Annotated in this window: 23 protein-coding genes; 10 read left to right on the forward strand and 13 right to left on the reverse strand. The window is 70.3% G+C overall.

From position 1 onward, the window contains the following. Positions 1 to 220: 220 nt before the first annotated feature. On the forward strand, positions 221 to 2,584 hold the full coding sequence (locus tag DK412_RS12485) for an EAL domain-containing protein (protein ID WP_245447616.1): 2,364 nt from the start codon (positions 221 to 223) through the stop codon (positions 2,582 to 2,584). Between the two features lie 107 nt (positions 2,585 to 2,691). Then, entirely contained in the window at positions 2,692 to 4,317 is a 1,626-nt protein-coding gene (locus DK412_RS12490; protein WP_109972209.1) for an alpha-D-glucose phosphate-specific phosphoglucomutase, read from the forward strand. A gap of 190 nt (positions 4,318 to 4,507) precedes the next feature. Here DK412_RS12490 and DK412_RS12495 read toward each other — a convergent pair whose 3' ends face one another. The 10 genes from DK412_RS12495 to DK412_RS12545 all read right to left on the reverse strand — a co-directional run bounded on the left by DK412_RS12495 (position 4,508) and on the right by DK412_RS12545 (position 14,291). Next, positions 4,508 to 5,104 (reverse strand): nucleotidyltransferase family protein, encoded by a 597-nt coding sequence (locus DK412_RS12495; protein ID WP_109972210.1) that lies wholly within the window; start codon positions 5,102 to 5,104, stop codon positions 4,508 to 4,510. After that, the gene (locus DK412_RS12500) at positions 5,094 to 6,128 is read right to left on the reverse strand and encodes a molybdopterin-binding protein (RefSeq protein WP_109972211.1); all 1,035 of its coding nucleotides are present in this window, start codon (positions 6,126 to 6,128) and stop codon (positions 5,094 to 5,096) included. Before DK412_RS12500 ends, DK412_RS12495 begins: the two co-directional genes overlap by 11 nt. Next, positions 6,125 to 6,823: an XdhC family protein gene (locus tag DK412_RS12505; RefSeq protein ID WP_109972212.1), complete on the reverse strand. Its 699-nt coding sequence runs from the start codon at positions 6,821 to 6,823 to the stop codon at positions 6,125 to 6,127. The genes DK412_RS12500 and DK412_RS12505 overlap by 4 nt, the downstream gene beginning before the upstream one ends. Next, positions 6,820 to 7,143, reverse strand: a complete 324-nt coding sequence (locus DK412_RS12510) for an XdhC family protein (protein ID WP_093569555.1) — start codon at positions 7,141 to 7,143, stop codon at positions 6,820 to 6,822. Before DK412_RS12510 ends, DK412_RS12505 begins: the two co-directional genes overlap by 4 nt. A gap of 46 nt (positions 7,144 to 7,189) precedes the next feature. After that, positions 7,190 to 8,398, reverse strand: coding sequence for a VWA domain-containing protein (locus DK412_RS12515; RefSeq protein ID WP_109972213.1), 1,209 nt, complete (start codon positions 8,396 to 8,398; stop codon positions 7,190 to 7,192). Continuing rightward, a complete protein-coding gene (locus DK412_RS12520) occupies positions 8,395 to 9,297 on the reverse strand; it encodes a MoxR family ATPase (RefSeq protein ID WP_109972214.1) in 903 nt (300 codons plus the stop codon). Before DK412_RS12520 ends, DK412_RS12515 begins: the two co-directional genes overlap by 4 nt. Before the next feature lie 273 nt (positions 9,298 to 9,570). After that, positions 9,571 to 10,371, reverse strand: a complete 801-nt coding sequence (locus DK412_RS12530) for a xanthine dehydrogenase family protein subunit M (RefSeq protein WP_109972215.1) — start codon at positions 10,369 to 10,371, stop codon at positions 9,571 to 9,573. Positions 10,372 to 10,391: 20 nt separating this feature from the next. Continuing rightward, on the reverse strand, positions 10,392 to 12,761 hold the full coding sequence (locus DK412_RS12535) for a xanthine dehydrogenase family protein molybdopterin-binding subunit (protein ID WP_109972216.1): 2,370 nt from the start codon (positions 12,759 to 12,761) through the stop codon (positions 10,392 to 10,394). Between the two features lie 301 nt (positions 12,762 to 13,062). Continuing rightward, entirely contained in the window at positions 13,063 to 13,557 is a 495-nt protein-coding gene (locus DK412_RS12540; RefSeq protein WP_109972217.1) for a (2Fe-2S)-binding protein, read from the reverse strand. Positions 13,558 to 13,814: 257 nt separating this feature from the next. After that, positions 13,815 to 14,291 (reverse strand): carbon monoxide dehydrogenase subunit G, encoded by a 477-nt coding sequence (locus tag DK412_RS12545; RefSeq protein WP_109972218.1) that lies wholly within the window; start codon positions 14,289 to 14,291, stop codon positions 13,815 to 13,817. Positions 14,292 to 14,548: 257 nt separating this feature from the next. On the opposite strand from DK412_RS12545, the gene DK412_RS12550 reads away from it, so the two are divergent. The 8 genes from DK412_RS12550 (at position 14,549) to rpe (ending at position 21,468) form a co-directional block, all read left to right on the forward strand. Then, entirely contained in the window at positions 14,549 to 15,469 is a 921-nt protein-coding gene (locus tag DK412_RS12550; RefSeq protein ID WP_093569562.1) for a branched-chain amino acid ABC transporter permease LivH, read from the forward strand. After that, positions 15,469 to 16,887: a high-affinity branched-chain amino acid ABC transporter permease LivM gene (gene livM, locus DK412_RS12555; RefSeq protein WP_109972219.1), complete on the forward strand. Its 1,419-nt coding sequence runs from the start codon at positions 15,469 to 15,471 to the stop codon at positions 16,885 to 16,887. Before DK412_RS12550 ends, livM begins: the two co-directional genes overlap by 1 nt. A 25-nt stretch (positions 16,888 to 16,912) precedes the next feature. Beyond that, positions 16,913 to 17,746: an ABC transporter ATP-binding protein gene (locus DK412_RS12560; protein ID WP_109972220.1), complete on the forward strand. Its 834-nt coding sequence runs from the start codon at positions 16,913 to 16,915 to the stop codon at positions 17,744 to 17,746. Further along, positions 17,743 to 18,525: an ABC transporter ATP-binding protein gene (locus DK412_RS12565; protein ID WP_109972221.1), complete on the forward strand. Its 783-nt coding sequence runs from the start codon at positions 17,743 to 17,745 to the stop codon at positions 18,523 to 18,525. Before DK412_RS12560 ends, DK412_RS12565 begins: the two co-directional genes overlap by 4 nt. Continuing rightward, positions 18,525 to 18,872 carry a DUF6867 family protein gene (locus tag DK412_RS12570; RefSeq protein WP_109972222.1) on the forward strand — a complete coding sequence of 116 codons (348 nt, stop codon included), beginning with the start codon at positions 18,525 to 18,527 and terminating at the stop codon, positions 18,870 to 18,872. The genes DK412_RS12565 and DK412_RS12570 overlap by 1 nt, the downstream gene beginning before the upstream one ends. 170 nt (positions 18,873 to 19,042) lie before the next feature. Then, complete coding sequence (locus DK412_RS12575; RefSeq protein WP_093569567.1) at positions 19,043 to 20,170, forward strand: branched-chain amino acid ABC transporter substrate-binding protein; 1,128 nt, start codon at positions 19,043 to 19,045, stop codon at positions 20,168 to 20,170. A 255-nt stretch (positions 20,171 to 20,425) separates the two neighbouring features. Continuing rightward, positions 20,426 to 20,704 carry a translation initiation factor IF-1 gene (gene infA / locus DK412_RS12580; protein ID WP_048429304.1) on the forward strand — a complete coding sequence of 93 codons (279 nt, stop codon included), beginning with the start codon at positions 20,426 to 20,428 and terminating at the stop codon, positions 20,702 to 20,704. A gap of 80 nt (positions 20,705 to 20,784) precedes the next feature. Then, on the forward strand, positions 20,785 to 21,468 hold the full coding sequence (rpe, locus tag DK412_RS12585; protein WP_109972223.1) for a ribulose-phosphate 3-epimerase: 684 nt from the start codon (positions 20,785 to 20,787) through the stop codon (positions 21,466 to 21,468). A gap of 230 nt (positions 21,469 to 21,698) precedes the next feature. Here the strand turns inward: rpe and DK412_RS12590 are convergent, their stop codons facing one another. From DK412_RS12590 to parC, 3 genes are read right to left on the reverse strand one after another with little or no spacing between them, the layout of a single operon-like run. Further along, entirely contained in the window at positions 21,699 to 21,896 is a 198-nt protein-coding gene (locus tag DK412_RS12590; RefSeq protein ID WP_109972224.1) for a hypothetical protein, read from the reverse strand. Beyond that, positions 21,893 to 22,183, reverse strand: a complete 291-nt coding sequence (locus tag DK412_RS12595; RefSeq protein WP_109972225.1) for a hypothetical protein — start codon at positions 22,181 to 22,183, stop codon at positions 21,893 to 21,895. Before DK412_RS12595 ends, DK412_RS12590 begins: the two co-directional genes overlap by 4 nt. Positions 22,184 to 22,201: 18 nt before the next feature. Further along, the gene (parC, locus tag DK412_RS12600; protein WP_109972226.1) at positions 22,202 to 24,448 is read right to left on the reverse strand and encodes a DNA topoisomerase IV subunit A; all 2,247 of its coding nucleotides are present in this window, start codon (positions 24,446 to 24,448) and stop codon (positions 22,202 to 22,204) included. Positions 24,449 to 24,454: the final 6 nt, after the last annotated feature.

The following is a 24,454-nucleotide window of genomic DNA, read 5'->3' on the forward strand; positions in this document are numbered from 1 at the left end:
GGCCTGCCAAGAGCCGGAGGGACCCCGAGGAAAGAGCCCGGGGCGGGAGGGCCCGGAAAGGAATCCCGCCGAGCCGCCGTCGCGATCGGCCGCCGGGCTCATTAGGAACAAATTCACTACGTGACACGGAAATGATCGGGACGGGCAAGAGACAACATGGATGTTCATCACCCCAGCGCACCTGATTGGGCACAAAGAGCCCGCACATGGGACGCTGATCGTGATCGCCCTCTACGATTGTATTACTGGAACTCACGACCTCAAGTTGGTTTTGCTCGCGGCGGTTGTATGCAACCTTGCTGCGGCGACCAGCCTGGCGCTCCTCGACCATGCCCGCGTCAATGCTGGCCGGGAGCGCCGGCTGTGGCTCGCCACCGCCGCTCTGGCGGGCGGGACAGGGATCTGGGCGACGCATTTCATCGCCATGCTGGCCTTCTCGCCGGGCATTCCCTCCGCCTACGACCTCGGCCTGACCGGTTTGTCCCTCTTGATCGGGATCGGCATGGCGGCGGCGGGCTTCTGGATCGCCCTGCGCCCGGGCCTGCCCGGGGCGGCGTGGATCGGCGGCGCGCAGATCGGCCTCGGCGTCGGCGCCATGCACTTCACCGGCATGGCGGCCTTCGAGGTGGCCGGCCGCATCGTCTGGGATCCCGGCCTCGTCCTGGCGGCGCTCGCGGCGGGTGCGGGTCTCGGCAGCCTGGCGCTGGCCACCACCCTGCGGGCGGCGTCCGTCGGGGTGAAGCTCGCCGGAGCCGGCCTGATGGTGGCGGGCATCTGCGGCCTGCACTTCACCGCGATGAGCGCGGCGGTGATCGTGCCGGATCCGGCTATCGCCCTGTCCGGCACGGCGGTGCCGGCGGCGATCCTCGCCGTGGCGGTGGCGCTGGCCAGCATCACGATCCTGGTCCTGGCCTTCGCCGGGCTGTGGCTGCACCTGCGCGACGAGCGCCGCTCGGTGCTCGAGGGCGACCGGATGCGGGGGCTCGCCAACGCCGCCGCCGAGGGGCTGGTGGTCTGCGACGGCGACCGGATCGTCACCCTGAACGACAGCTTCGCCGACCTGGTCGGCCTCACCCCCGAGGCTCTGACCGGGGCGGCTTTGTCGGGCATCCTCGTCGAGCCGGCCGCCACCGACGCCGCGGAGGCGCTCGAGGCGCAGCTGCGCCGGCACGACGGCGGCCTGGTGCCGGTCGAGGTGATCCGCCGGGTCATCGACTTCGCCGGTCGCCCGCACGCCGCCCTGGCGGTGCGCGATCTGCGGGCGCGCAAGCGCGCCGAGGCGCGGATCGCCTACCTCGCCCACCACGACGCCCTGACGGGGGTACCGAACCGCAACAGCTTCAACGCCCGGCTGGCGCAGGAGCTCGCGCTCGCAGAGGCCGCCGGCCGGCCGCTGGCGGTGCTCTGCGCCGATCTCGACCGGTTCAAGGAGGTCAACGACCTGTTCGGCCACGCCGCCGGCGACGGCCTGCTGCGCGCGGTCTGCGCGGCGATCACCGCCGTGCTCGGCCGCGGCCAGATGCTGGCGCGGCTCGGCGGCGACGAGTTCGCCGTGCTGGCGCCGAATCTCGACGCGGCCGGCGCCGAGGCCCTCGGCGAGGCGATCCTGGCGGCGCTCCGTCAGGCCGAGACCGGGCCGGCCGGGGTGATCGCGGCGGCGAGCCTCGGCATCGCGGTCTTCCCGCATGACGGCGTCGAGGCCGAGACCCTGATGATCCAGGCCGACACCGCCCTCTACCGCGCCAAGCAGGAGGGCCGCGGGCGCCTGCGCTTCTACGAGGCGCGGATGGGCGTGCAGGTCCGCGAGCGGCGCCAGATCGAGCACGACCTCCGCCACGCCGTCGAGCGGGGGGAGTTCAGGATCGTCTACCAGCCCCAGACCCGCATCGATACCGGCGAGGCGGTGGGCTTCGAGGCGCTCCTGCGCTGGCACCATCCGGAGCGCGGCACCATCCCGCCCGACCTGTTCATCCCGATCTCGGAGGAGACCGGCAGCATCTTGCAGATCGGCGAGTGGGTCCTGCGCGAGACCTGCCGCGAGGCCGCGGCCTGGGACAAACCGCTGCGCATCGCCGTCAACGTCTCGGCGGTGCAGCTCCACGCTCCCGGCTTCTCGGAGCTGGTGCACGAGGTGCTGTTCACCACCGGGCTGGCTCCCGCCCGCCTCGAACTCGAGATCACCGAGACCGCGCTGATCCGCGACCTGCCGCGGGCGCTCGCCACCCTGCGGCGGGTCAAGGCGATGGGGGTGCGGATCGCGATGGACGATTTCGGCACCGGCTACTCGTCGCTGTCGAACCTGCGCGCCTTCCCGTTCGACAAGATCAAGATCGATTCTTCCTTCACCCGCTCGGTCGATACGAGCGAGCAGGCCGCGACGATCGTGCGCACGGTGCTGGGCTTGGGGAGAGGCCTCGGGCTGCCGGTGCTCGCCGAGGGAGTCGAGACCTCGGCCGAGCTGGCCTTCCTGGGGGCCGAGGCCTGCCACGAGGCGCAAGGCTACCTGTTCGGCCGCCCGGCCCCGATCGAGGCCTTCCGCCACCTGACCACCGGCCGGCCGCGCGGGGAGGAGGCCGCCGCGTGAATCCGCCCGCGCAGGCTGGCACGCGGCGGCGGGAGGCGGCATAAGCCGAGGTCGAGGGACCGGCCGGCATCGGGCTGGTCCTCCCGCCTTCACCGAGACGAGACCCCATGACCGTCAAGGCCGTTCCCACGCAGCCCTTCCCCGACCAGAAGCCCGGCACCTCGGGCCTGCGCAAGAAGGTCCCGGTCTTCCGCCAGCCCGGTTACGTGGAGAACTTCGTCCAGGCGATCGTCGACTGCCTGCCCGACCGGGCCGGCACGACCCTGGTGGTCGGCGGCGACGGGCGCTTCCTCAACCGCGAGGTGGTGCAGACGACCCTGAAGATCGCGGCGGCGAACGGCTTCTCGCGCATCCTGGTCGGCCGCGGCGGCCTGCTCTCGACTCCCGCCGCCTCCTGCGTGATCCGCAAATACGGTGCGATCGGCGGCGTAGTGCTCTCGGCGAGCCACAATCCCGGCGGCCCCGAGGGCGATTTCGGCATCAAGTTCAACGCCCGCAACGGCGGCCCGGCGCCCGAGCCGGTGACCGAGGCGATCTTCTCCCGCACCAAGGCGATCACCGAGTACCGCATCGTCGAGGCACCCGACATCGACCTCGACGCGCTCGGCGACGTGGCTCTCGGCGACGCCACCGTCACGGTGATCGATCCGGTGGCGGATTACGCCGCCCTGATGGAGACGCTGATCGATTTCCCCGCCATCAAGGCGCTGTTCGCGTCCGGCTTCCGGATGCGGTTCGACGCGATGAGCGCGGTGACCGGGCCCTACGCCAAGGAGATCCTGGAGCGGCGCCTCGGCGCCCCGGCCGGCACGGTGGTCAACGCCGAGCCCCTGCCCGATTTCGGCGGCCATCACCCGGACCCGAACCCGGTCCACGCCCACGACCTGATGGCGCTGATGACCGGCCCGGACGCGCCCGATTTCGGCGCCGCCTCCGACGGCGACGGCGACCGCAACATGATCGTCGCCCCCCACCTCTTCGTCACCCCGAGCGACAGCCTGGCGATCCTCGCCGCCCACGCCCATCTGGCGCCCGGATACAAGGCGGGGCTGTCGGGCGTCGCCCGCTCGATGCCGACGAGCCGCGCCGCCGACCGGGTCGCGGCGCGCTTGGGCGTTCCGGCCTTCGAGACCCCGACCGGCTGGAAGTTCTTCGGCAACCTGCTCGATGCCGGGCGGATCACGCTCTGCGGCGAGGAGAGCGCCGGCACCGGCTCGAACCACGTGCGCGAGAAGGACGGCCTGTGGGCGGTGCTGCTCTGGCTCAACCTGCTCGCCGCGACGGGGAAGCGCGCCGACCAGGTGGTGCGCGACCACTGGGCGACGTACGGCCGCGACTACTACGCCCGCCACGATTACGAGGAGGTGGAGAGCGCCGCCGCCGAGGGGCTGATGAGCGCGCTTCGTGGCAAGCTCGCCGGGCTGCCGGGGCAGCGCATCGGCGAACTGACCGTCGAGGCGGCGGACGACTTCGCCTATACCGACCCGGTCGACGGCTCGGTGACGGCGCGCCAGGGCGTGCGGATCCTGTTTCGCGAGGATGCCCGCGTGGTGTTCCGCCTGTCGGGCACCGGCACGGTCGGGGCGACCCTGCGGGTCTATCTCGAGCGCTTCTCGAAGGACCGGCTCGACGCCCCGACCGCCGAGATGCTGGCCCCGGTCGTGGCCGCCGCCGAGGCGGTCGCCGGGATCGTGCAGCATACCGGGCGGACGGAGCCGTCGGTCGTGACGTAGGGGCGGCCGGCGATGTCCGCGCGATCGGTTTGAATCGAAACAGAGCGCACGTCCCCTCTCCTGTGGGGGACGTGCAGAGGCAAACGGCTTTTGGTTGATTGGAGCAGCTCAGCTGTCTGGCCAGGGTGACCTGTAGAGGCCAGTGAAACAGGCTCTCAGCGCGACCCCGGTCACGGTTTCGAGCAACGGCTCAGGACAGCCGCGACAGGGCCGCCGGCGTATCCACATCGATCAGCACGCCCGGTTCATCCACCGGCAATTCCAGCACGTCCTGGCGCCGCGCCAGCAGCGGCCCGGCGCCGCGGTCGCCGGTGAGACCGGCAAGGCCGTCCGCGAGGAGGATGCGGTTGAGCAGCACCGGGTTGCCGCGATGACCGCCCTGCACCGGGACCACGGCCGACGGCACGGCCGCCGCCCTGCGGAACGCCTCGGCGAGACGCCGCAGCAGGCCGGGCCCGACCCGCGGCATGTCGCCGAGGAGGACGAGCGCCGCCGGGACGGGTCCAGGCAGGGCGCCGAGCCCCGCGCGCAGCGAGGTCGACAGGCCCTCCGCGTAGGCGGGGTTCTCGACCAGCATCAGCGGCAGCCCGGCGAGCGCCGCGCGGACCTCGTCACCGGCATGGCCGAGCACCGCCACCACCGGTCCGAGATCCGCCGCCACCGCGGCTTCGGCCGCGTGGCGCACCAGCGGCTTGCCGTCGAGGCGGCTCAGCAGCTTCGGGCTCGCGCCGAAGCGGGTGCCGCGGCCGGCGGCGAGCAGCACCGTACCGACCGGCTCAAGGGTCATCCGCGCTCTCTCCACCGTCCCGGGGCTGGGGCCGCGACACGATCTCCATCAGCAGCCCGCCGACTCCGAACCCGACGATGTCGTCGCGGGTGACGGGCAGGCCGGCAAGGAGCCGCTGCAGCACCCAGTCGAAGCCATTCTCCTTCGGCGAGCGGGCGCAGCCGGGAGCGCCGATCACCGGCACCGGGTGCGGCGAATCCTGGCGCAGGCGGCCGAGCAGCAGCAGGTTGCCGGGATCGACCGGCATGCCGAGATGATCGACCACGCCGCCGGCGGCCTCGATCCCGGCCGGGATCACGTCGCGCCGGTCGGCGATCGCCGAGGCGCCGAACACCACCGCCAGTTCCGCGCCGTCCCGCTCGATCGCGTCGCGCAGGGCCCGCGCCACGGCACCGGCCTCGTGCGGCACCCGTGCCTCGCCGACGATCCGCGCCCCGGCGGGGCCGAGGCGAGCCTCCAGCGTGCGCAGGGTCTTGTCGACGACGCTGGCCTTGAGACCGGACAGCAGGGTCGAGATCGCCGCCACCCGACCCAGGCGGTACGGCGCGACCCGGATCGCCGGCGCGGCCGCGGCGAGCGCCCGGTCGAGCACCGCGCCCGGCACGGCGTAGGGAATGATCTTGACGGTGGCCACCATCTCGCCGGGAACCACCGGCTTGAACGGCACCAGGGTCGCGAGGGTCACCGCCTCGTCGACGCGGTTGACGCCGGCGATCGCCGCCTCGTCGAGGACGAGCAGGCCGGCCTGCGCGGCGTGCAGGTTCGACCGTCCGGTGAAGGGCGGCTCGACCGTGACGCCCGGCCCCGCCACCGCGGCCGCGAGCGTCCGCGCCGCCGCATCCTCGCCGACATCGCCCGGTTCGAGGGCCACCGCCACCACCTCGGCGATGCCGGCCGCTTCGAGCCGGGCCGCGTCCTCGGCGCCGATCGGCCGGCCCTTCTTCACCACCGCGTCGCCGGCGCGGACCGAGTGGGCGGCGATCAGCCCGACGGCCTCTCCGATCGGAACCGGGCCGAACCTCATGCGGGCGCCCGGCGCCGGTCCCGGCGCAGGGCCGCGATCACCTGCGCCAGCACCGAGACGGCGATCTCGGCCGGGCTGACGGCACCGATATCGAGGCCGATCGGCGCGGCGATGCGGCCGATCTGCTCGTCGCTCAGGCCGGCTTCCGTCAGGCGCTCGACGCGCCGTCCGTGGGTCTTCCGCGAGCCGAGCGCGCCGACGTAGAAGCACTCCGCCTTCAGCGCCGCGACGAGCGCCGGATCGTCGATCTTCGGGTCGTGGGTCAGGGCGGCGACCGCGGTGTAGCGGTCGAGGGGCGGCAGCTGGGCCAGGGCGTCGTCCGGCCAGAGCGCCAGCAGGGTCACGTCCGGAAAGCGCTCCGGCGTCGCGAAAGCGGTGCGCGGATCGATGATCGCGACGTCGAGCTCGGTCGCCTTCGCCATCGGGGCGAGCGCCTGGCTGATATGGACCGCGCCGATCACCACGAGGCGCGGCGGCGGCACCTGGACGGTGAGGAACAGCGAGCGGCCCTCGGCCTCGACGATCCCGCTCTTGCCCGAACGGAACCGCGCCGACAGCTCGGAGGCGAGCGGATCGGCCTCGACCTCGGCCTCGCGCACCAGGCGCTGGGCGCCGTCGGCGGTGTCGGTGACCAGGATGACGGCGCGGCGGGCGGCGCGCTCCCGGTTCATCTCCCGCAGGATGTCGAGCCTCACGCGACCGGCTCGACCAGCACGCGGATGCGCCCGCCGCAGGACAGGCCGACCCGCCAGGCGGTCTCGTCGGCGACGCCGAATTCGAGCACCCGGGGCTTGCCGTCCTCGATCACGTCGGCGGCCTCGGCGATGACCGCGCCCTCGACGCAGCCGCCCGAGACCGAGCCGAGGAAATTTCCCTCCTCGTCGATGATGAGGTGGCTGCCGACCGGGCGCGGGGCCGATCCCCAGGTCTCGATCACGGTGGCGAGCGCCACGCCGCGGCCGGCCTCGCGCCAGGATTCGGCGGTGGCAAGGATGTCGGTATCTGTCGACAGCATGTGACAAGGTCTCCGGGGCCGTCGGCCCCGTTCCAGAAATTAGGTGTCAGCTCGCGTCGCGCAACCACGCCTTCGGCGCGCGGCCGCGCGGCTGATGTGCGCCGAGCGCGCGGCACAGATCCGCCATCGCCGACAGGCTGTGGATCGGCCGGAAATCGTCGACATGGGGCAGCATCGCCCGGATGCCGCTGGCCCGCGCCGAGAACCCGTCGAAGCGCAGCAGGGGGTTGAGCCAGACCAAGCGCCGGCACGAGCGCCGCAGGCGGTCCATCTCGTGGGTCAGCTCCGGCGTCACCTCGCGCTCCAGCCCGTCGGTGAACAGCAGGACCACGGCGCCGCCGCCGAGCACCCGGCGCGACCAGTGCCGGTTGAACAGGTGCAGGGCCTCGGCGATGCGGGTGCCGCCCTCCCAGTCCTGCGCCCGGGCGCTGGCGCGGGCGAGCGCCTCGTCGGGGTCGCGGCGGGTCAGCTCCCGGGTGATGTTGGTGAGCCGGGTCGCGAAGACGAAGCTGTGCACCCGGCGCTGCTCGGAGAGCGCGTGCAGGAAATGCAGGAACAGCCGCGAATACTCCGCCATCGAGCCGGAGATGTCGCACAGCGCGACGATCGGCGGCGGGCGCTCCCGCGGCGCCCGGAAGGCGAGGTCGATGGCCCCGCCCGCCCGCACCGTGCGCTGGAAGCTGCGGCGCGGATCGATGCGCCCGCGCGGGCGCGGCGCGAACCGCCGGGTCCGGGTCGCGTCGTCGGGGAGCCGCAACGAGGCGATCAGGCGGCGGGCCTGCGCCACCTCGTCGGCGCTCATCTGGGCGAAGTCCTTGCCCTTCAGCACCTCGGACTGCGACACCGACAGGGTGACGGTGGTGAGGTCTTCCTCCGTGATCTTGGGCTTGGGCCGTTCCGTCTTCGGCGACAGCGCCTCCTGCACCCGCAAAGCCCCGGCATTCGGGTCTTTACGCGGCGCCTTGTCGGGGGCGACCGGCGACATCTGGGCGATCATCTTCTCGATGAGGTCGCGCCGGCGCCAGAACAGCCGGAAGGCCTCGGCGAACAGGGCCGAGTGCTCGTGCCGGCGCACCAGCACGGCGTGCAGCGTCCAGTAGAAATCCTCGCGGCTGCCGATGGCGGCGGCCTCGACCGCCTCGACGGCGTCGATCACGTCCCCGGGCCCGACCGGCACGCCGGCGGCGCGCAGGGCCCGGGCGAAATAGGCGATGTTGTCGGGAAGCCGGCCGGTGCCCGCGGGAGCGTCGCTCATCCGCCGGACGATCTCACCTCGTCGAGCAGCGCCTTGGCCCGCCCGCCCTGCATCGCCTGGATGTCGTCCTGGTATTTCAGCAGCACGCCGAGCGTGTCGATGACGAGGGTCGGATCGAGGGCGACGGCGTCGAGCTCGACGAGGGCGGTGGCCCAGTCCAGGGTCTCGGCGACGCCGGGCGCCTTGAACAGGTCCTCCTTGCGGATCGCCTGCACGAAGCCGACGACCTGGCGCGACAGGGCCTCTGGGGCATTGGGCAGGCGGGTGCGCAGGATTTGCAGCTCGCGCTCCGCGTCCGGGTAATCGACCCAGTGGTAGAGGCAGCGGCGCTTGAGCGCGTCGTGGATCTCGCGGGTGCGATTCGAGGTCAGGATGACCAGCGGCGGCTCGGGGGCGCGCACGGTGCCGAGTTCCGGGATCGTGACCTGGAAATCGGACAACACCTCGAGAAGGAAGGCCTCGAAGGCCTCGTCGGTGCGATCCAACTCGTCGATCAGCAGCACCGGCGCCCCGCCCTCGCCCGGCTCCAGGGCCTGGAGCAGCGGCCGGCGGATCAGATAGCGCTCGGAGAAGAGTTCGGATTCCAGCCGCTCGCGGTCGACGGCGCCGCCGGCCTCGGCGAGGCGAATCGCCATCATCTGCCCGGCATAGTTCCACTCGTAGACCGCAGCCGCGACGTCGAGGCCCTCGTAGCATTGCAGCCGGATCAGCGGCCGCCCGAGGGATTTCGCCAGCACCTTGGCGATCTCGGTCTTGCCGACCCCGGCCTCGCCTTCGAGGAAGAGCGGCCGCTTCAGCTTGAGCGACAGGAAGACGACGGTGGAGAGCGCCCGGTCGGCGACGTAGCCGGCGGAGGAGAGCAGCGCCTGGGTGGCGTCGATCGAGGTGGGGAGATTCATCGTGGCGGAGGCTGCTTCTCGCGGGAGGCGGTCGCGTCCGCCGGGGCTTCAGGGTGTCGAATATTGAGGCGAGCCGCTGCCCGTCCAGTCCCTCCCCCCTCTGCGGGGGAGGGTGGCCCCTGCGTCAGCAGGGGTCGGGAGAGGGGAACCACGCTTCCGGAGAGGCCGCGACCGTCAAGAAGGGCGCCACATCCTGCGCCGTCGCGGTCCCCTCTCCCGCCCCACTCCGTGGGGCACCCTCCCCCGCAGAGGGGGGAGGGTAAGGCCAGCGCCCTACCGGTCCGCCGCCTTCTGCACCGCGCGCCGCGCCATCACGCCGATCAGGTGGGCGCGGTAGGCCGCATCGGCGTGGATGTCGCTGTTGAGCCCGTCAGCCGACGGCGACATCCCCTCCAGCGACTTCGCGGCGAAGCGCTTGCCCAGAGCCTCCTCGGCCTCGGTCCAGCGGAACACGCCGTTGGAGCCCGAGCCGGTCACCGTGACGCGGATGTCGCTCGGGCGCTTGGCGACGAACACGCCGACGAGGGCGTAGCGCGAGGCCGGGTTGCGGAACTTCTCGTAGGCCGCCTTGTGGGGGATCGGGAACGAGACGCCGGTGACGATCTCCCCCTCTTCGAGCGCGGTCTCGAACAGGCCGGTGAAGAACTCTTCCGCCGTGAGCTTGCGCTTGTTGGTGCTGATCGTGGCACCGAGCGCCAGGCAGGCCGCCGGGTAGTCGGCCGCGGGATCGTTGTTGGCGACCGAGCCGCCGATCGTGCCGCGGTGACGCACCGCCGGGTCGCCGATCAGCGCGGCCAGCTCGGCGAGAGCGGGGATCGCCTCCTTCACGTCGTTCGACTCGGCGACCGCGCTGTGGGTGGTCATGGCGCCGATGGTGATCGAGCGCGGGCTGCGCTCGATGCCGACGAGGTCCGGCACCTTGCCGAGGTCGATCAGCGTGCCGGGGGCGGCGAGGCGCTGCTTCATCGTCGGGATCAGGGTGTGGCCGCCGGCGACGAGCTTGGCGTCCTCGCCGGAAAGCAGGCTCACGGCCTCCTTGAGGCTGGTCGGCTGGTGATAGGCGAAAGCGTACATGATGCTCTCCAGACTTGATCTTATTCCGCGGCTTCCGGGCGCAGGTGGGGGCTCGCCTGCGCCGCCCGCCACACCGCCAGGGGCGTGGCCGGCATCGCGATGTTCTCGTGGCCGAGGGCGTCGGTCAGCGCGTTCATCACGGCGGCCGGCGCCGCGATGGCACCGGCCTCGCCGCAGCCCTTGATGCCGAGCGGGTTCGACGGGCACGGCGTCACCGTCATGCCGACCTCGAACGAGGGCAGGTCCTCGGCCCGCGGCATGCGGTAATCCATGAAGCTCGCGGTGACGAGCTGGCCGTCCGCATCGTAGAGCGCGCCCTCGAACAGGGCCTGGCCGACGCCCTGCGCGATGCCGCCATGGACCTGGCCCTCGACGATCATCGGGTTGATGACGTTGCCGAAATCGTCGACGGCGGTGAAGCGCTCGATCGTCACGACACCGGTCTCCGGGTCGACCTCGAGCTCGCAAATGTGCATCCCGGCCGGGAAGGTGAAGTTGGTGGGATCGTAGAACGCCCCCTCCTTCAGGCCGGGCTCGAGCTGCGCGCCGCTGAACTTGTGGGCGACGTAGGCTTGCAGCGCCACTTCCCCGAAAGCGAGAGACTTGTCGGTGCCGGCGACCGAGAAGCGGCCGTCCTTGAACTCGATGTCGTCCTCCCCGGCCTCCATCGCGTAGGCCGCCACCTTGCGGCCCTTGGCCACCACCTTGTCGATCGCCTTGGCGATGGCCGACATGCCGACCGCGCCGGAGCGCGAGCCGTAGGTGCCCATGCCGAACTGCACCTTGTCGGTGTCGCCGTGCACGATGCTGACGTTCTCGATCGGCACGCCGAGCCGATCGGAGACGAGCTGGGCGAAGGTGGTCTCGTGGCCCTGGCCGTGGCTGTGCGAGCCGGTCAGCACCTCGATCGACCCGGTCGGGTTCACCCGCACCTCGGCCGATTCCCACAGGCCCACGCCGGCGCCGAGGGAGCCCACCGCTTGCGAGGGCGCGATGCCGCAGGCCTCGATGTAGGACGAGAAGCCGATGCCGCGGAGCTTGCCGTTGCGGGCGCTCTCGCGCCGGCGGCGGGGGAAGCCCTTGTGGTCGGCGATCTCCAGCGCCTTGTCGAGCGAGGCGGAATAGTCGCCGCCGTCATACATCATGATGACGGGCGTCTGGTGCGGGAAGCTCTTGACGTAGTTCTTGCGCCGGAACTTCGCCGGCTCCTGGTTCAGCTCGCGCGCCGCGACCTCGACCAGCCGCTCGATGACGAAGGTCGCCTCCGGCCGCCCGGCGCCGCGATAGGCGTCGACCGGCGCGGTGTTGGTGTAGACGCCGTCGACCTCGCAGTAGATCGCCGGGATGTTGTACTGGCCCGACAGGAGCGGCGCGTAGAGGTAGGTCGGCACCGACGAGGAGAAGGTCGACAGGTAGGCGCCGAGATTGGCGATGGTGTGGACCTTGAGCGCCAGAATCTTGCCGCTCTCGTCGGTCGCGAGTTCGGCGTGGGTGACGTGGTCGCGGCCGTGGGCGTCGCACAGGAACGCCTCGGTGCGATCGCTGGTCCACTTCACCGGCCGTCCGACCTTCTTCGCCGCCCAGACGCAGACCGTCTCCTCGGCATAGATGAAGATCTTCGATCCGAAGCCGCCGCCGACGTCGGGCGCCACCACCCGCAGCTTGTTCTCCGGCGCGATGCCGATGAAGGCCGAGAGCACGAGGCGGGCGACGTGGGGATTCTGGCTCGTGGTGTAGAGGGTGAAGGCTTCTTCGGCCTCGTCGTACTCGCCGACGGCGGCGCGGGGCTCGATCGGGTTCGGCACCAGCCGGTTGTTGACGATGTCGAGCTTGGTCACGTGCGCCGCGCGGGCGAAGGCCGCCTCGACGTCGGCCTGGTTGCCGAGATGCCAGTTGAAGACGGTGTTGTCGGGGGCGACGTCGTGCACCACCGTGCTCGCACCCGAGGCCTTGGCGGTCTCGACCACCGCCGGGAGCACGTCGTAATCGACCGAAATCGCCTCGGCGGCGTCCTTGGCCTGGGCCAGGGTCTCGGCGATGACGACCGCGACGTGGTCGCCGACGTAGCGCACCTTGCCCTGGGCGAGGGCGGGGTGCGCCCCGGCCTTCATCGGCGTGCCGTCCTTGGAATGGATCATCCAGCCGCAGATCAGCCCGCCGACCTTGTCGGCGGCGAGGTCCGCGCCGGTCAGGATCCCGACCACGCCCGGCATGGCGGCGGCGGCGGCCGTGTCGATGCCGCGGATCTCGGCGTGGGCGTGGGGCGAGCGCAGGAAATAGGCGTAGGCCTGGCCCGGACGATTGTAGTCGTCGACGTAGCGGCCCTTGCCGGTGATGAAGCGCTGATCTTCCTTGCGGCGCACCGAGGCGCCGATACCCGTGGCGGTCATGGGCGTGTCTCTCCCGGATCTGGCCTGGCGGACCGGCATCGGGGGCCGGCCTCGGTCCTTTGTGGCGTTTCTTGTTGGTCCGGATGGCGCGGACATTTTTCATAGGGCACGACGCCTAACCCTCCCCCCTCTGCGGGGGAGGGTGGCGAGCGGAGCGAGCCGGGAGAGGGGCAGCGCGACGTCGATCCAGGTGGCGGCCTTCAGAACGGTTCAGGCCTATCCGGAAGCGGCGTCCCCTCTCCCGCCCGGCTCCGCCGGGCACCCTCCCCCGCAGAGAGGGGAGGGTTATCGGCACGTCGCGCTACTCCGCCGCGACCTTCTGCGGCTCGGACGCCATGTTCTCGGCGCCCGCCGCGATCGCCTTCACGATGTTGTGGTAGCCCGTGCAGCGGCAGATGTTGCCCTCGAGCTCGTGCCGGATGGTCTGCTCGTCCAGCGCGTTGCCCTTCCGGCGCACCAGGTCCACCGCGGTCATGATCATGCCCGGGGTGCAGTAGCCGCACTGGAGGCCGTGATGCTCGCGGAAGGCCGCCTGCATCGGATGCAGCTCGCCGCCCGACGCCAGACCCTCGATGGTGGTGATGGAGCGGCCGTCGCACTGCACCGCCAGGACGGTGCAGGCCTTGATCGCCTCCCCGTCGAGATGGACGACGCAGGCGCCGCACTGCGAGGTGTCGCAGCCGACATGGGTGCCGGTGAGACGGAGAGTGTCGCGCAGGTACTGCACCAGCAGCGTGCGCGGATCGATGTCGGCGGTCACGGCCTTGCCGTTCACCGTCAGGCTGACAGCGCTCATGGGTGACGTCCTCCTCCTGGCCCAGGACACTTGGCCAAAGACCCGCGGGTCCTGTCTGTCGGACCCTGTCGCTCGCGGTGGCCGGGTCGGCCGTGCCTCTCTGGAATCGCTCGAATTCGAGTGTCAACCGGGCGGAAGCGCCGGTCAAGGCGCCCCGCCTCGGCATTTTGGCGCGCAAACCGGCCGTTTTCCGCCGATTCGGGGCACCCTGCCCGTTTGCCTCGCAACAAGTTGATCGCGGGCGATCGAAATCGGGCTCAGGCCGCCGAGGTCTCGCCGGCGACGCCGCCCTGGACCTCCTTGGCGAACGTGTCGAAGAAGTTGTCGGCGTACTTCTTGGCGACGCCGTTGATCAGGCGGCCGCCGAGCTGGGCGATCTTGCCGCCGACGCTGGCCTCGACGTCGTAGGTCATCTTGGTCTGGCCGCCCTCGGCCGGCTCCAGGCGCACCACCGCCCCACCCTTGGCGAAGCCGGCCACACCGCCCTGGCCCTCGCCGGTGATGCGGTAGCCATTCGGCGGGTCGATGTCGGTGAGCGTCACCTTGCCCTTGAAGGTCGCCTTCACGGGCCCCACCGCGATCTTCGCCGAGGCCTGCAGCTCGTTGTCCCCAACCTTCTCGAGGGTCTCGCAACCCGGGATGCAGCGCTTGAGCACTTCCGGGTCGTTCAGCTTCTCCCACACGGTCTGCTGGTCGGCCGGCAGCAGAACCTCGCCGGTCATCGTCATCGCCATGGCGGCGCTTCCCCCAATCGTTGTGGTCAAACGGGCTTCGCCGGAACGGTAGCGGAGCCGTTGCGTCACGGCCAGCCGGCCTTTCGCACACCCGACCGGCAGCCCCGGATTGTCGAGTGGTGCGGTGCTTGCTAAGCCTGACGTCAAGGGACGGCCGTGACACCCGGACGACGGGGCACGGCCAGGGAGGCCCGGGCCAGTGAGAACTGGGCCAGTGAGACCTGGGCAAAGAGCCCGCGAACGGAGAACGTGACCGCATGGAGGTCTTCGCGCAGCAGCTCATCAACGGGCTGACGCTGGGGTCGATCTACGGCCTCATCGCCATCGGCTACACGATGGTGTTCGGCATCATCGGCATGATCAACTTCGCCCATGGCGACGTGTTCATGCTCTCGGCCTTCATCGCGCTGATCACCTTCCTGATCGTCACGACCTGGCTCGGCATCTCGTCGATCGCGCTGGCGCTCCTCATCGTGCTGATCTGCGCGATGGTGCTCACCGCCCTGTGGGGCTGGTCGATCGAGCGCATCGCCTACCGGCCGTTGCGCGGCTCGTTCCGCCTGGCGCCGCTGATCTCGGCGATCGGCGTCTCGATCTTCCTGTCGAACTTCGTCCAGGTGGTGCAGGGCGCCCGCAACAAGCCGACGCCGCCGATGATGCGCGACGTGATCACGCTGTGGACCGGCGATAACGGTTACGCGGTCGCGCTCTCCTACAAGCAGATCATCATCATGCTGACCACGGTCGTGCTGCTCGCCGGGTTCTGGTACCTGGTGCAGAAGACGCCGCTCGGCCGTGCCCAGCGCGCCTGCGAGCAGGACCGCAAGATGGCCGCGCTGCTGGGCATCGACGTCGACCGCACCATCTCGCTGACCTTCGTGCTCGGTGCGGCCCTGGCCGCGGTCGCCGGCACGATGTACCTCCTCTATTACGGCGTCGTGTCCTTCGCCGACGGCTTCACCCCCGGCGTAAAGGCCTTCACGGCGGCGGTGCTCGGCGGCATCGGCAGCCTGCCCGGGGCGGTGCTCGGCGGCCTGCTCATCGGTCTCGTCGAGACCTTCTGGTCGGCGTATTTCTCCATCGAGTACAAGGACGTGGCGGCGTTCTCGATCCTCGCCATCGTGCTCATCTTCATGCCGTCCGGCATCCTCGGCCGGCCCGAGGTCGAGAAGGTCTGATGGCGAACCCGGCCAACACCCTGGCGGCGACTCCCGCCGCCGACCGCGCCGCCACCGACATGGCGGCGATCGTCAAGGATGCGGCGCTGTTCGCGCTCGTCACCCTCGGCCTCTGCGTGCCGATCGTCGCCTTCCGCACCGATCTCAGCCAGACCTCGGCCCTCGACCTCGTGCCGCGCTGGGGCCTCGTCGCGATCCTGTGCGGCATCGTCTTCGTCGCGCGGCTCGCGCAGAGGCTGGTCCTCGCCAACCGCGACGCCCGCCGGGCGCTCACGCCCGCGCCGACCCAGGCGACGGAGGCGGTCGACGCGACGCCCAACGCCTCGCAGAAGATCTCGTCCTACGCCCTGCCGGCCTTCCTCGGCGTGACCCTCGCCTTCCCCCTCCTGGTGGTGCTCGGCACCGGGGGCCTCGGCGAGTCGCGCTACTGGATCGACCTCGGCATCCTGATCCTCACCTACGTGATGCTGGGCTGGGGCCTCAACATCGTGGTCGGCCTCGCGGGCCTCCTCGACCTCGGCTACGTCGCCTTCTACGCGGTCGGCGCCTATTCCTACGCGCTCCTGTCGACGGTGTTCGGCCTGTCGTTCTGGGTCTGCCTGCCGCTCGCCGGCCTGTTCGCGGGCCTGTGGGGCATGATGCTGGGCTTCCCCGTCCTGCGTCTTCGCGGCGACTACCTCGCCATCGTGACGCTCGCCTTCGGCGAGATCATCCGCCTGGTGCTGATCAACTGGACCGACTTCTCGGGCGGCGCCGCCGGCATCTCGTCGATCCCGCGCGCCACCTTCTTCGGCATTCCGTTCACGGCGGACGAGGACGGGTTCGCCGCGAAGGTCGGGCTCGACTTCAGCCCGATGCACCGTGTGATCTTCCTCTACTACCTGATCCTGGCGCTGGCGCTGATCACCAACGGCGTCACCTTGCGCCTGCGGCGCCTGCCGATCGGCCGGGCGTGGGAGGCCCTGCGCGAGGACGAGATCGCCTGCCGCTCGCTCGGCATCAACACCACCAACACCAAGCTCACGGCCTTCGCGCTCGGCGCGATGTTCGGCGGGTTCGCCGGGTCGTTCTTCGCCGTGCGCCAGGGCTTCGTCAGCCCGGAGAGCTTCAACTTCCTCGAGAGCGCGATCATCCTGGCGATCGTGGTGCTCGGCGGCATGGGCTCGCAGATCGGCGTCGCCGTCGCGGCGGTCGCGATGGTCGGCGGGCCGGAACTCCTGCGCAACCTCGGCTTCCTCAAGGCGGTGTTCGGCGAGGGCTTCGATCCGAGCGAGTACCGCCTGCTGCTGTTCGGCCTCGCCATGGTGATCATGATGATCTGGCGCCCCCGCGGCCTGATCTCGGAGCGCGCCCCCTCGATCGTGCTGAAGGAGCGCAAGCGCATCTCGGGCTCCCTCGTGAAGGAGGGCCACGGCTGATGGCCGAGACGCTCGCCTCCCCCGCATGGCCGATCCGGTCCTCGCGGTCGACCACGTGACCATGCGCTTCGGCGGCCTCGTCGCCGTCAACGACCTGTCGTTCCGGGTCGGCCGCGGCGACATCACGGCGCTGATCGGCCCGAACGGCGCCGGCAAGACCACGGTCTTCAACTGCATCACCGGCTTCTACAAGCCGACCGAAGGCATGATGACCCTGCGCCACCGCGACGGCGCGGAGTTCCTGCTGGAGCAGCTGCCCGGCTACGCGGTGAACCGCAATGCGCGGGTCGCCCGCACGTTCCAGAACATCCGCCTGTTCACCGGCATGACCGTGCTGGAGAACCTGCTGGTGGCCCAGCACAATCCGCTGATGCTCGCCTCCGGCTTCACCATCGCGGGGCTGCTCGGCCTGCCCGCCTATCGGCGAGCCGAGAAGGCCGCGGTCGAGAAGGCGAAGGCGTGGCTGGAGCGCATCCACCTGATGCACCGCGCCGACGACCCGGCCGGCGCCCTGCCCTACGGCGACCAGCGCCGGCTCGAGATCGCCCGCGCCATGTGTACCGATCCGGTCCTGCTCTGCCTCGACGAGCCGGCCGCCGGCCTCAACCCGCGGGAATCGCTGCTGCTCAACGACCTGCTGCGGGCGATCCGCGACGACCACGACACCTCGGTCCTGCTGATCGAGCACGACATGTCGGTGGTGATGGAGATCTCCGACCACGTCGTGGTGCTCGATTACGGCACCAAGATCGCCGACGGCACGCCGGCGGAGATCCAGAGCGACCAGAGCGTGATCGCCGCCTATCTCGGCGTCGAGGACGACGAGGTGGAGCAGGTCGAGGCGGAGGTGGGGGTATGAGCGTCGCCGGCATCAACGTCCTGGTCGACGAGACCCGCGCCCGGGAAGCCGGCTCGCGGGCCCCGCTCCTCACCGTGCGCGGGGTGAAGACCTATTACGGCAACATCATCGCGCTCAAAGGAGTCGATCTCGACGTCAACGAGGGCGAGATCGTCACGCTGATCGGCGCCAACGGCGCCGGCAAGTCGACCCTGATGATGACGATCTTCGGCAGCCCCCGGGCGCGCGAGGGCACCATCACCTATGCGGGCCGGGACATCACCAGGATGCCGACCCACGAGATCGCCCGCCTCAACCTCGCGCAGTCGCCGGAAGGGCGGCGGATCTTTCCGCGGATGACCGTCTACGAGAACCTGCAGATGGGGGCGGCCGTCAATGGCGGCGCCCATTTCGAGCAGGACCTGGAGCGGGTCTGCGCGATGTTCCCGCGGCTGAAGGAGCGGCTCTACCAGCGCGGCGGCACGATGTCGGGCGGCGAGCAGCAGATGCTGGCGATCGCCCGCGCCCTGATGAGCCGGCCGCGGCTCCTGATGCTCGACGAGCCGTCGCTGGGCTTGGCCCCGCTGATCGTCAAGCAGATCTTCTCCGCCATCAAGGAGCTCAACGAGCGCGACGGCATGACGGTGTTCCTCGTCGAGCAGAACGCCTACCACGCCCTCAAACTCGCGCATCGCGGCTACGTCATGGTGACGGGGACGATCACGATGTCGGGCACCGGCAAGCAGCTCCTCGACGACCCGTCGGTGAAGGCCGCCTATCTCGAGGGAGGACGGCACTGATGCAGGGGATCCTCTACGAGGAGAGCACGATCTGGCTCTTCCTGCTCGTCACGGTGGTGATGGGCGGCTGGATGGCCTGGATGATCGGGCGCGGCATCGCGCTCGGCTGGAAGCCGTACTGGCAGGCGGTGCTGTCGCTCCTGCTGCTCGGCATCGCCGTGCGCTTCATCCACCACGCCCTGTTCGAGGGCAGCTTCCTGTCGCCGCACTACTACGTCGTCGACACGATCGTGCTGCTGGTCATCGGCTCGGCCGGCTACCGCGCCACCCGCGCCCGGCAGATGACGACCCAGTACCGCTGGCTCTACGAGCGCAGCGGCCCCCTCACCTGGCGGGCGAAGGCCTGAAAGCCCGCCCCGTCCCGCGCCGTCCGGCGCGAGGGCTGCCATCGATCCGGGGTTTTCTCGCCCCGGCGCACCGATCCGGGGTCCCCATGCCCCGGTCTTCCGGCCACGGTCTCCCGGCCGAAAGGGCCCGCGAGCCCGACGTTTCCCGTCGATCCCAGAGGAGTACAGAGATGAAGCGCACGCTACTGGCCGGCTTCGCCCTCGCGGCCGGCCTCGCCTGGGCCGGCTCGGCGCAGGCTCAGATCAAGCTCGGCGTGGCCGGCCCGATCACCGGTGCCAACGCCGCCTTCGGCGCCCAGCTCAAGAACGGCGCCGAGCAGGCCGTGACCGACATCAACAAGGCCGGCGGCATCAACGGCCAGAAGATCGTCCTGGTCATTGGCGACGACGCCTCGGATCCGAAGCAGGGCGTCTCGGTCGCCAACAAGTTCGCCGCCGAGGGCGTGAAGGCCGTGGTCGGCCACTTCAACTCGGGCGTGTCGATCCCGGCCTCCGACGTCTACGCCGAGTCCGGCATCGTCGAGATCACCCCGGCCTCGACCAACCCGAAATACACCGACCGCAAGCTGTGGAACACCTTCCGCACCTGCGGCCGCGACGACCAGCAGGGCGCGGTCGCCGGCACCTGGCTGGCGGACAAGTTCAAGGGCAAGAACATCGCCTTCGTGCACGACAAGACGCCCTACGGCCGCGGGCTGGCCGACGAGACCCTGAAGACGCTGAAGTCCAAGGGCGGCAAGGACGTGCTGTTCGAGGGCATCAACCCGGGCGAGAAGGATTATTCCGCTCTGGTCTCGAAGCTGAAGCAGGCCAAGGCCGACGTGGTCTATTACGGCGGCCTGCACACCGAGGCCGGCCTGATCGTGCGCCAGATGCGCGACCAGGGCCTCAACGCCCCGCTGATGAGCGGCGACGGCATCACCGACAAGGAATTCGCCCAGATCGCCGGCCCGGGCGCCGACGGCACGCTGATGACCTTCTCGCCGGATGCCCGCAAGAACCCCAACGCCAAGGACGTGGTCGCGGCCTTCAAGGCCCGCAACATCGATCCCGAGGCCTACACCCTGTACTCCTACGCCGCGGTGCAGATCCTGAAGGCCGCGATGGAGGCCACCAAGTCGACCGATGGCAAGAAGGTCGCGGCCTACATGGCCGAGGGCAAGCCGTTCAAGACCGTCATCGGCGACATCTCCTACGACAAGAAGGGTGACATCACCCGTCCCGACTACGTGATGTACATGTGGAAGAAGGGCGGCGACGGCCGGATCGACTACACCGGCAACGAGCTGACCCAGTAACGATCACGAGCCTTCGAGCCGGCCCGGCGCTCCTCGAGCGCCGGGCCTTTTTCCGTTGACGAAGCCGTGCGTGCGTCACACGCGCGGCTTGCGCGTCCCTTCGCCTCACCTTACATGCACAGCGAGCGTTACAAGGCCATCAGCGCGCCCGGCATCTCGGCCGAGCACCCGTACGGCCGGCCGCGTCGCGATCGAATTCCGAAGATGTGCTCCCGGCGGCGCCGACCGCGACGGCGACCCGGGTGGAGAGTGTGAATGGCGAAAGAAGAGTTGATGCAGTTCGACGGTCTCGTGCTCGAGATCCTGCCGGACGCGCGTTACCGCGTGCAGCTCGACCAGGGCCACGAGATCGTGGCCTACACGGCCGGCAAGATGAAGAAGAACCGCATCAAGACTCTGGCCGGCGACCGGGTCACCGTCGAGATGTCGCCCTACGACCTTGAGAAGGGCCGTCTGGTGTTCCGTCACAAGGACGAGCGCTCCTCGGGCCCGCGCCCGCCGTTCCGCGGCGGCAGCCAGTTCCGCCGGCGCTGATCCGTCCTCCACAAGACCTGTGTCTGCGCGGGGCTGGGGTGAGAACCCTGGCCTTTTGCGCGTCTTAAAGAGGCTCTGCCATGACCCGTCCCCTGGTGATCGCCCCCTCGATCCTGTCGGCCGATTTCGCCCGGCTCGGCGAGGAAGTCCGCGACGTCGTCGCGGCCGGGGCCGACTGGGTCCATATCGACGTGATGGACGGCCACTTCGTGCCGAATCTCACCTTCGGCCCCGTCGTGGTGAAGGCGCTGCGGCCGCACACGAGCGCCGTGTTCGACGTCCACCTGATGATCGCCCCCGCCGATCCCTACCTCGCGGCCTTCGCGGAAGCCGGCGCCGACATCATCACGGTCCATGCCGAGGCCGGCCCGCACCTGCACCGCTCGCTCCAGACCATCCGGGCGCTGGGCAAGAAGGCGGGCGTGGCGATCAACCCGGGCTCGCCGGCGAGCCTGGTCGAGCCGGTGCTCGACATGGTCGACCTCGTGCTCTGCATGACCGTCAATCCGGGTTTCGGCGGCCAGAGCTTCATCGGCTCGGTCTGCGAGACGGTGTCGCGCGTGCGCGCCATGGTCGCCGGCCGCGCCATCGACATCGAGGTCGATGGCGGCGTGACGCCGGAGACGGCGCCGGCGGTCGTGCGGGCGGGGGCGAACGCGCTGGTTGCGGGCTCGGCCACCTTCAAGGGCGGGCGCGAGGCCTATGCCGACAACATCGCGGCGATCCGACGGGCGGCGGAGGGGGAAGCGGGGCAGTGGGTGTGAGGTCTCGCCGACCGGCAAAGACCCTGTCGCGGGTTCCGCGTTTTTCCTATCTGCAACCTCATCCTGAGGTGTCAGTCGATTGAAAATCGACTGACCTCGAAGGAGCGCTCTAGGAATCGCAAGGCCTTCTGGAGGCCTCCTTCGAGGCTCGCTCACGCTCGCACCTCAGGATGAGGTCGCAGGTGGGAGAGCGTGGCCAAGTAACGGATGTCCCAGCGCGATGGGTGGGCTCAGCGCCCAGCTGCGCGCCGGACCGACCGGGGGCGATACTCGCGGGTATGGCGCGGCGGTGCCGCCTCGGCGGCGATCCGCGCCGCGCGCCGGTCGAGCCGGGCGGCCGACCGGCGCAGGCCGACCACGCCGAGCGCCGCGGCGCCTCCCACGAGGCAGGGCACCAGGACCAGGGCGTAGGTCGTCAGGCTCATCATCGCAGGTTCGTCAACGTCAGCCTCGCACCGAAGTGTAGACCAACGCCGAGCACGAACCAAACGGCCATCAGCATGAGGGCGGGCGCAGTGACGCGGCCCGTCGTCGCCATGGCGGCGGTGAGCGGGGCGACGATGCCCGTGATGGTGAATCCGGCCGCCCCGATATTCATCAGGTTCGCGGTCAGCTTCACCTGCTCGTTGTGGACGAGGATGTCGCGGGCGAACTGCGCGCGCTCCTCGTCGTCCTCGTCCTCACCCGTCCCTTCGGGTTGCAGCCCGCTCGCCATGCGCGATCCGGGCCCCGGTCACGGGCGGCCGGATTTGGGATAGCCCCGGGGCGCCATCGCACCGGCGCCGCCGCGGTGGCCGACCCACTTCGCCAGTTCCTCGCCGGCTTCCGAGCGGGTCCGCCCGGCGCTGTCGGGCCAGGTCAGGCCGTCGGCGAGGCGGAAGATCACCACCGAGTCGAGCGTGCCGTCGCGGTACTTCTGCAGCCGCACGCCCTTGCCGCGGACCATCTCGGGAATCTCCGCGAGGGGGAAGACCGTCAGCAGGCGGTTGGTGCCGCAGACCGCGACGTGGTCGCCCTCCCCCACCTCGACGACGAGGCTGGCGGTGGCCGGCTCGTCGAGGCCGATGACCTGCTTGCCCTTGCGGGTATTGGCGACGAGCCCGTCGGCGGGCGTGACGAAGCCGCGCCCGTCGGTGGTGGCGAGCAGGAGCTTCACCCCGGGCTTGTGCGCCCAGACGGTGACGATCTCCGAGCCCTCGTCCATGTCGACCATCAGGCGGATCGGATCGCCGAAGCCGCGCCCGCCCGGGAGCTTGGCCGCCTCCAGGGTGAAGACCTTGCCGTTCGAGGCGAGCACCAGGATTTTCGCCGTCGTCTCGGTCGGGAAGCTGACCTTGAGCGTGTCGTCGCCCTTGAACTGCACGGCCGAGAGGTCGGCGACGTGGCCCTTGAGCGCCCGGATCCAGCCCTTCTGCGACACGATCACGGTGATCGGCTCGCGCTCGACCATCGCCTCCGAGAAGTCGATGCCGGAGGTGTCGGGCGGGTTCTCCAGCGTGGTGCGGCGGCGGCCGAGGGGGGTCTCGGGGCCGTAGGTCTTGCGCACCGCCCGGATCTGGGTCGCGATCGCCTTCCACTGCTTCTCGTCGGAGCCCATCAGCCCGTCGAGGTCGGCCTTCTCCTTGGTCAGCGCGTCGTGCTCGCGCTTCAGCTCCATCTCCTCCAGCTTGCGCAAGCTGCGCAGCCGCGTGTCGAGGATGGCGTTGGCCTGCAACTCGGTGAGCTCGAAGACCCGCATCAGCTCGGCCTTCGGCTCGTCCTCCTCGCGGATGATCTGGATCACCCGGTCGAGGTCGAGATAGACGATGAGCAGGCCGCCGAGGATCTCGAGCCGGCGCTCGATCTGGGCGAGGCGGTGGCGCGAGCGGCGCTGCAGCACGACCCGGCGATGGTCGAGCCATTCGCGCAGCGCCTCCGCCAGGCCGATCACCCGCGGCACCGTGCCGCCGACCAGCACGTTCATGTTGAGGGAGATGCGGCTCTCCAGCTCGGTGAGCCGGAACAGCGATTCCATCAGCACCACGGGATCGACGGTGCGCGAGCGCGGCTCGAGCACCACCCGCACGTCCTCGGCCGATTCGTCGCGCACGTCGGCGAGCAGCGGCAGCTTCTTCTCTTGCAGAAGCTCGGCCATCTTCTCGATCAGACGGGCCTTCGGCACGCCGTAGGGGATCTCGGTGACGACCACCGCCCAGGTGCCGCGGCCCAGATCCTCCTTCTGCCAGCGCGCCCGCACCCGGAAACCGCCGCGCCCGGTGCGGTAGGCCTCGGCGATCGAGGCCGCCGAATCGATGACGATGCCGCCGGTCGGGAAGTCGGGTCCCTTGACGAAGGTGGTCAGCTGCTCGGAGGTCGCGGCCGGGTGGGTGATGAGGTAGAGCGCGGCCTCGCACAGCTCCGCCGCGTTGTGCGGCGGGATCGAGGTCGCCATCCCGACGGCGATGCCCTGCGAACCGTTGGCGAGCAGGTTCGGGAAGGCCGCCGGCAGGACGACCGGCTCCTCTTCCTGCCCGTCGTAGTTCGGGCGGAAATCGACCGCGTCCTCGTCCATCCCCTCGAGGAGGAGGCGGGCGACCTCGGTCATCCGGCACTCGGTGTACCGCTGCGCCGCCGGGTTATCGCCGTCGATATTGCCGAAATTGCCCTGGCCGTCGACGAGCGGATAGCGCTGGGCGAAGTCCTGTGCGAGGCGCACGAGCGCATCGTAGACCGCGACGTCGCCGTGCGGGTGATACTTGCCGATCACGTCGCCGACGACGCGAGCGCATTTCTTGTAGGCGCTGCCGGGATCGAGGCGCAGCAGCCGCATCGCGTGCAGGATGCGCCGGTGCACGGGCTTGAGGCCGTCGCGGGCATCGGGCAGCGCCCGGTGCATGATCGTCGAGAGCGCGTAGGCGAGGTAGCGCTCCTCAAGCGCCGCCTTCAGGTCGACGTTCTCGATCCCGTCGCGGTCGGAGGGTGGCTCGAAGGGCTTTCCCATGGGCGG

Source organism: Methylobacterium sp. 17Sr1-1, from assembly GCF_003173775.1.
GTDB lineage: Bacteria > Pseudomonadota > Alphaproteobacteria > Rhizobiales > Beijerinckiaceae > Methylobacterium.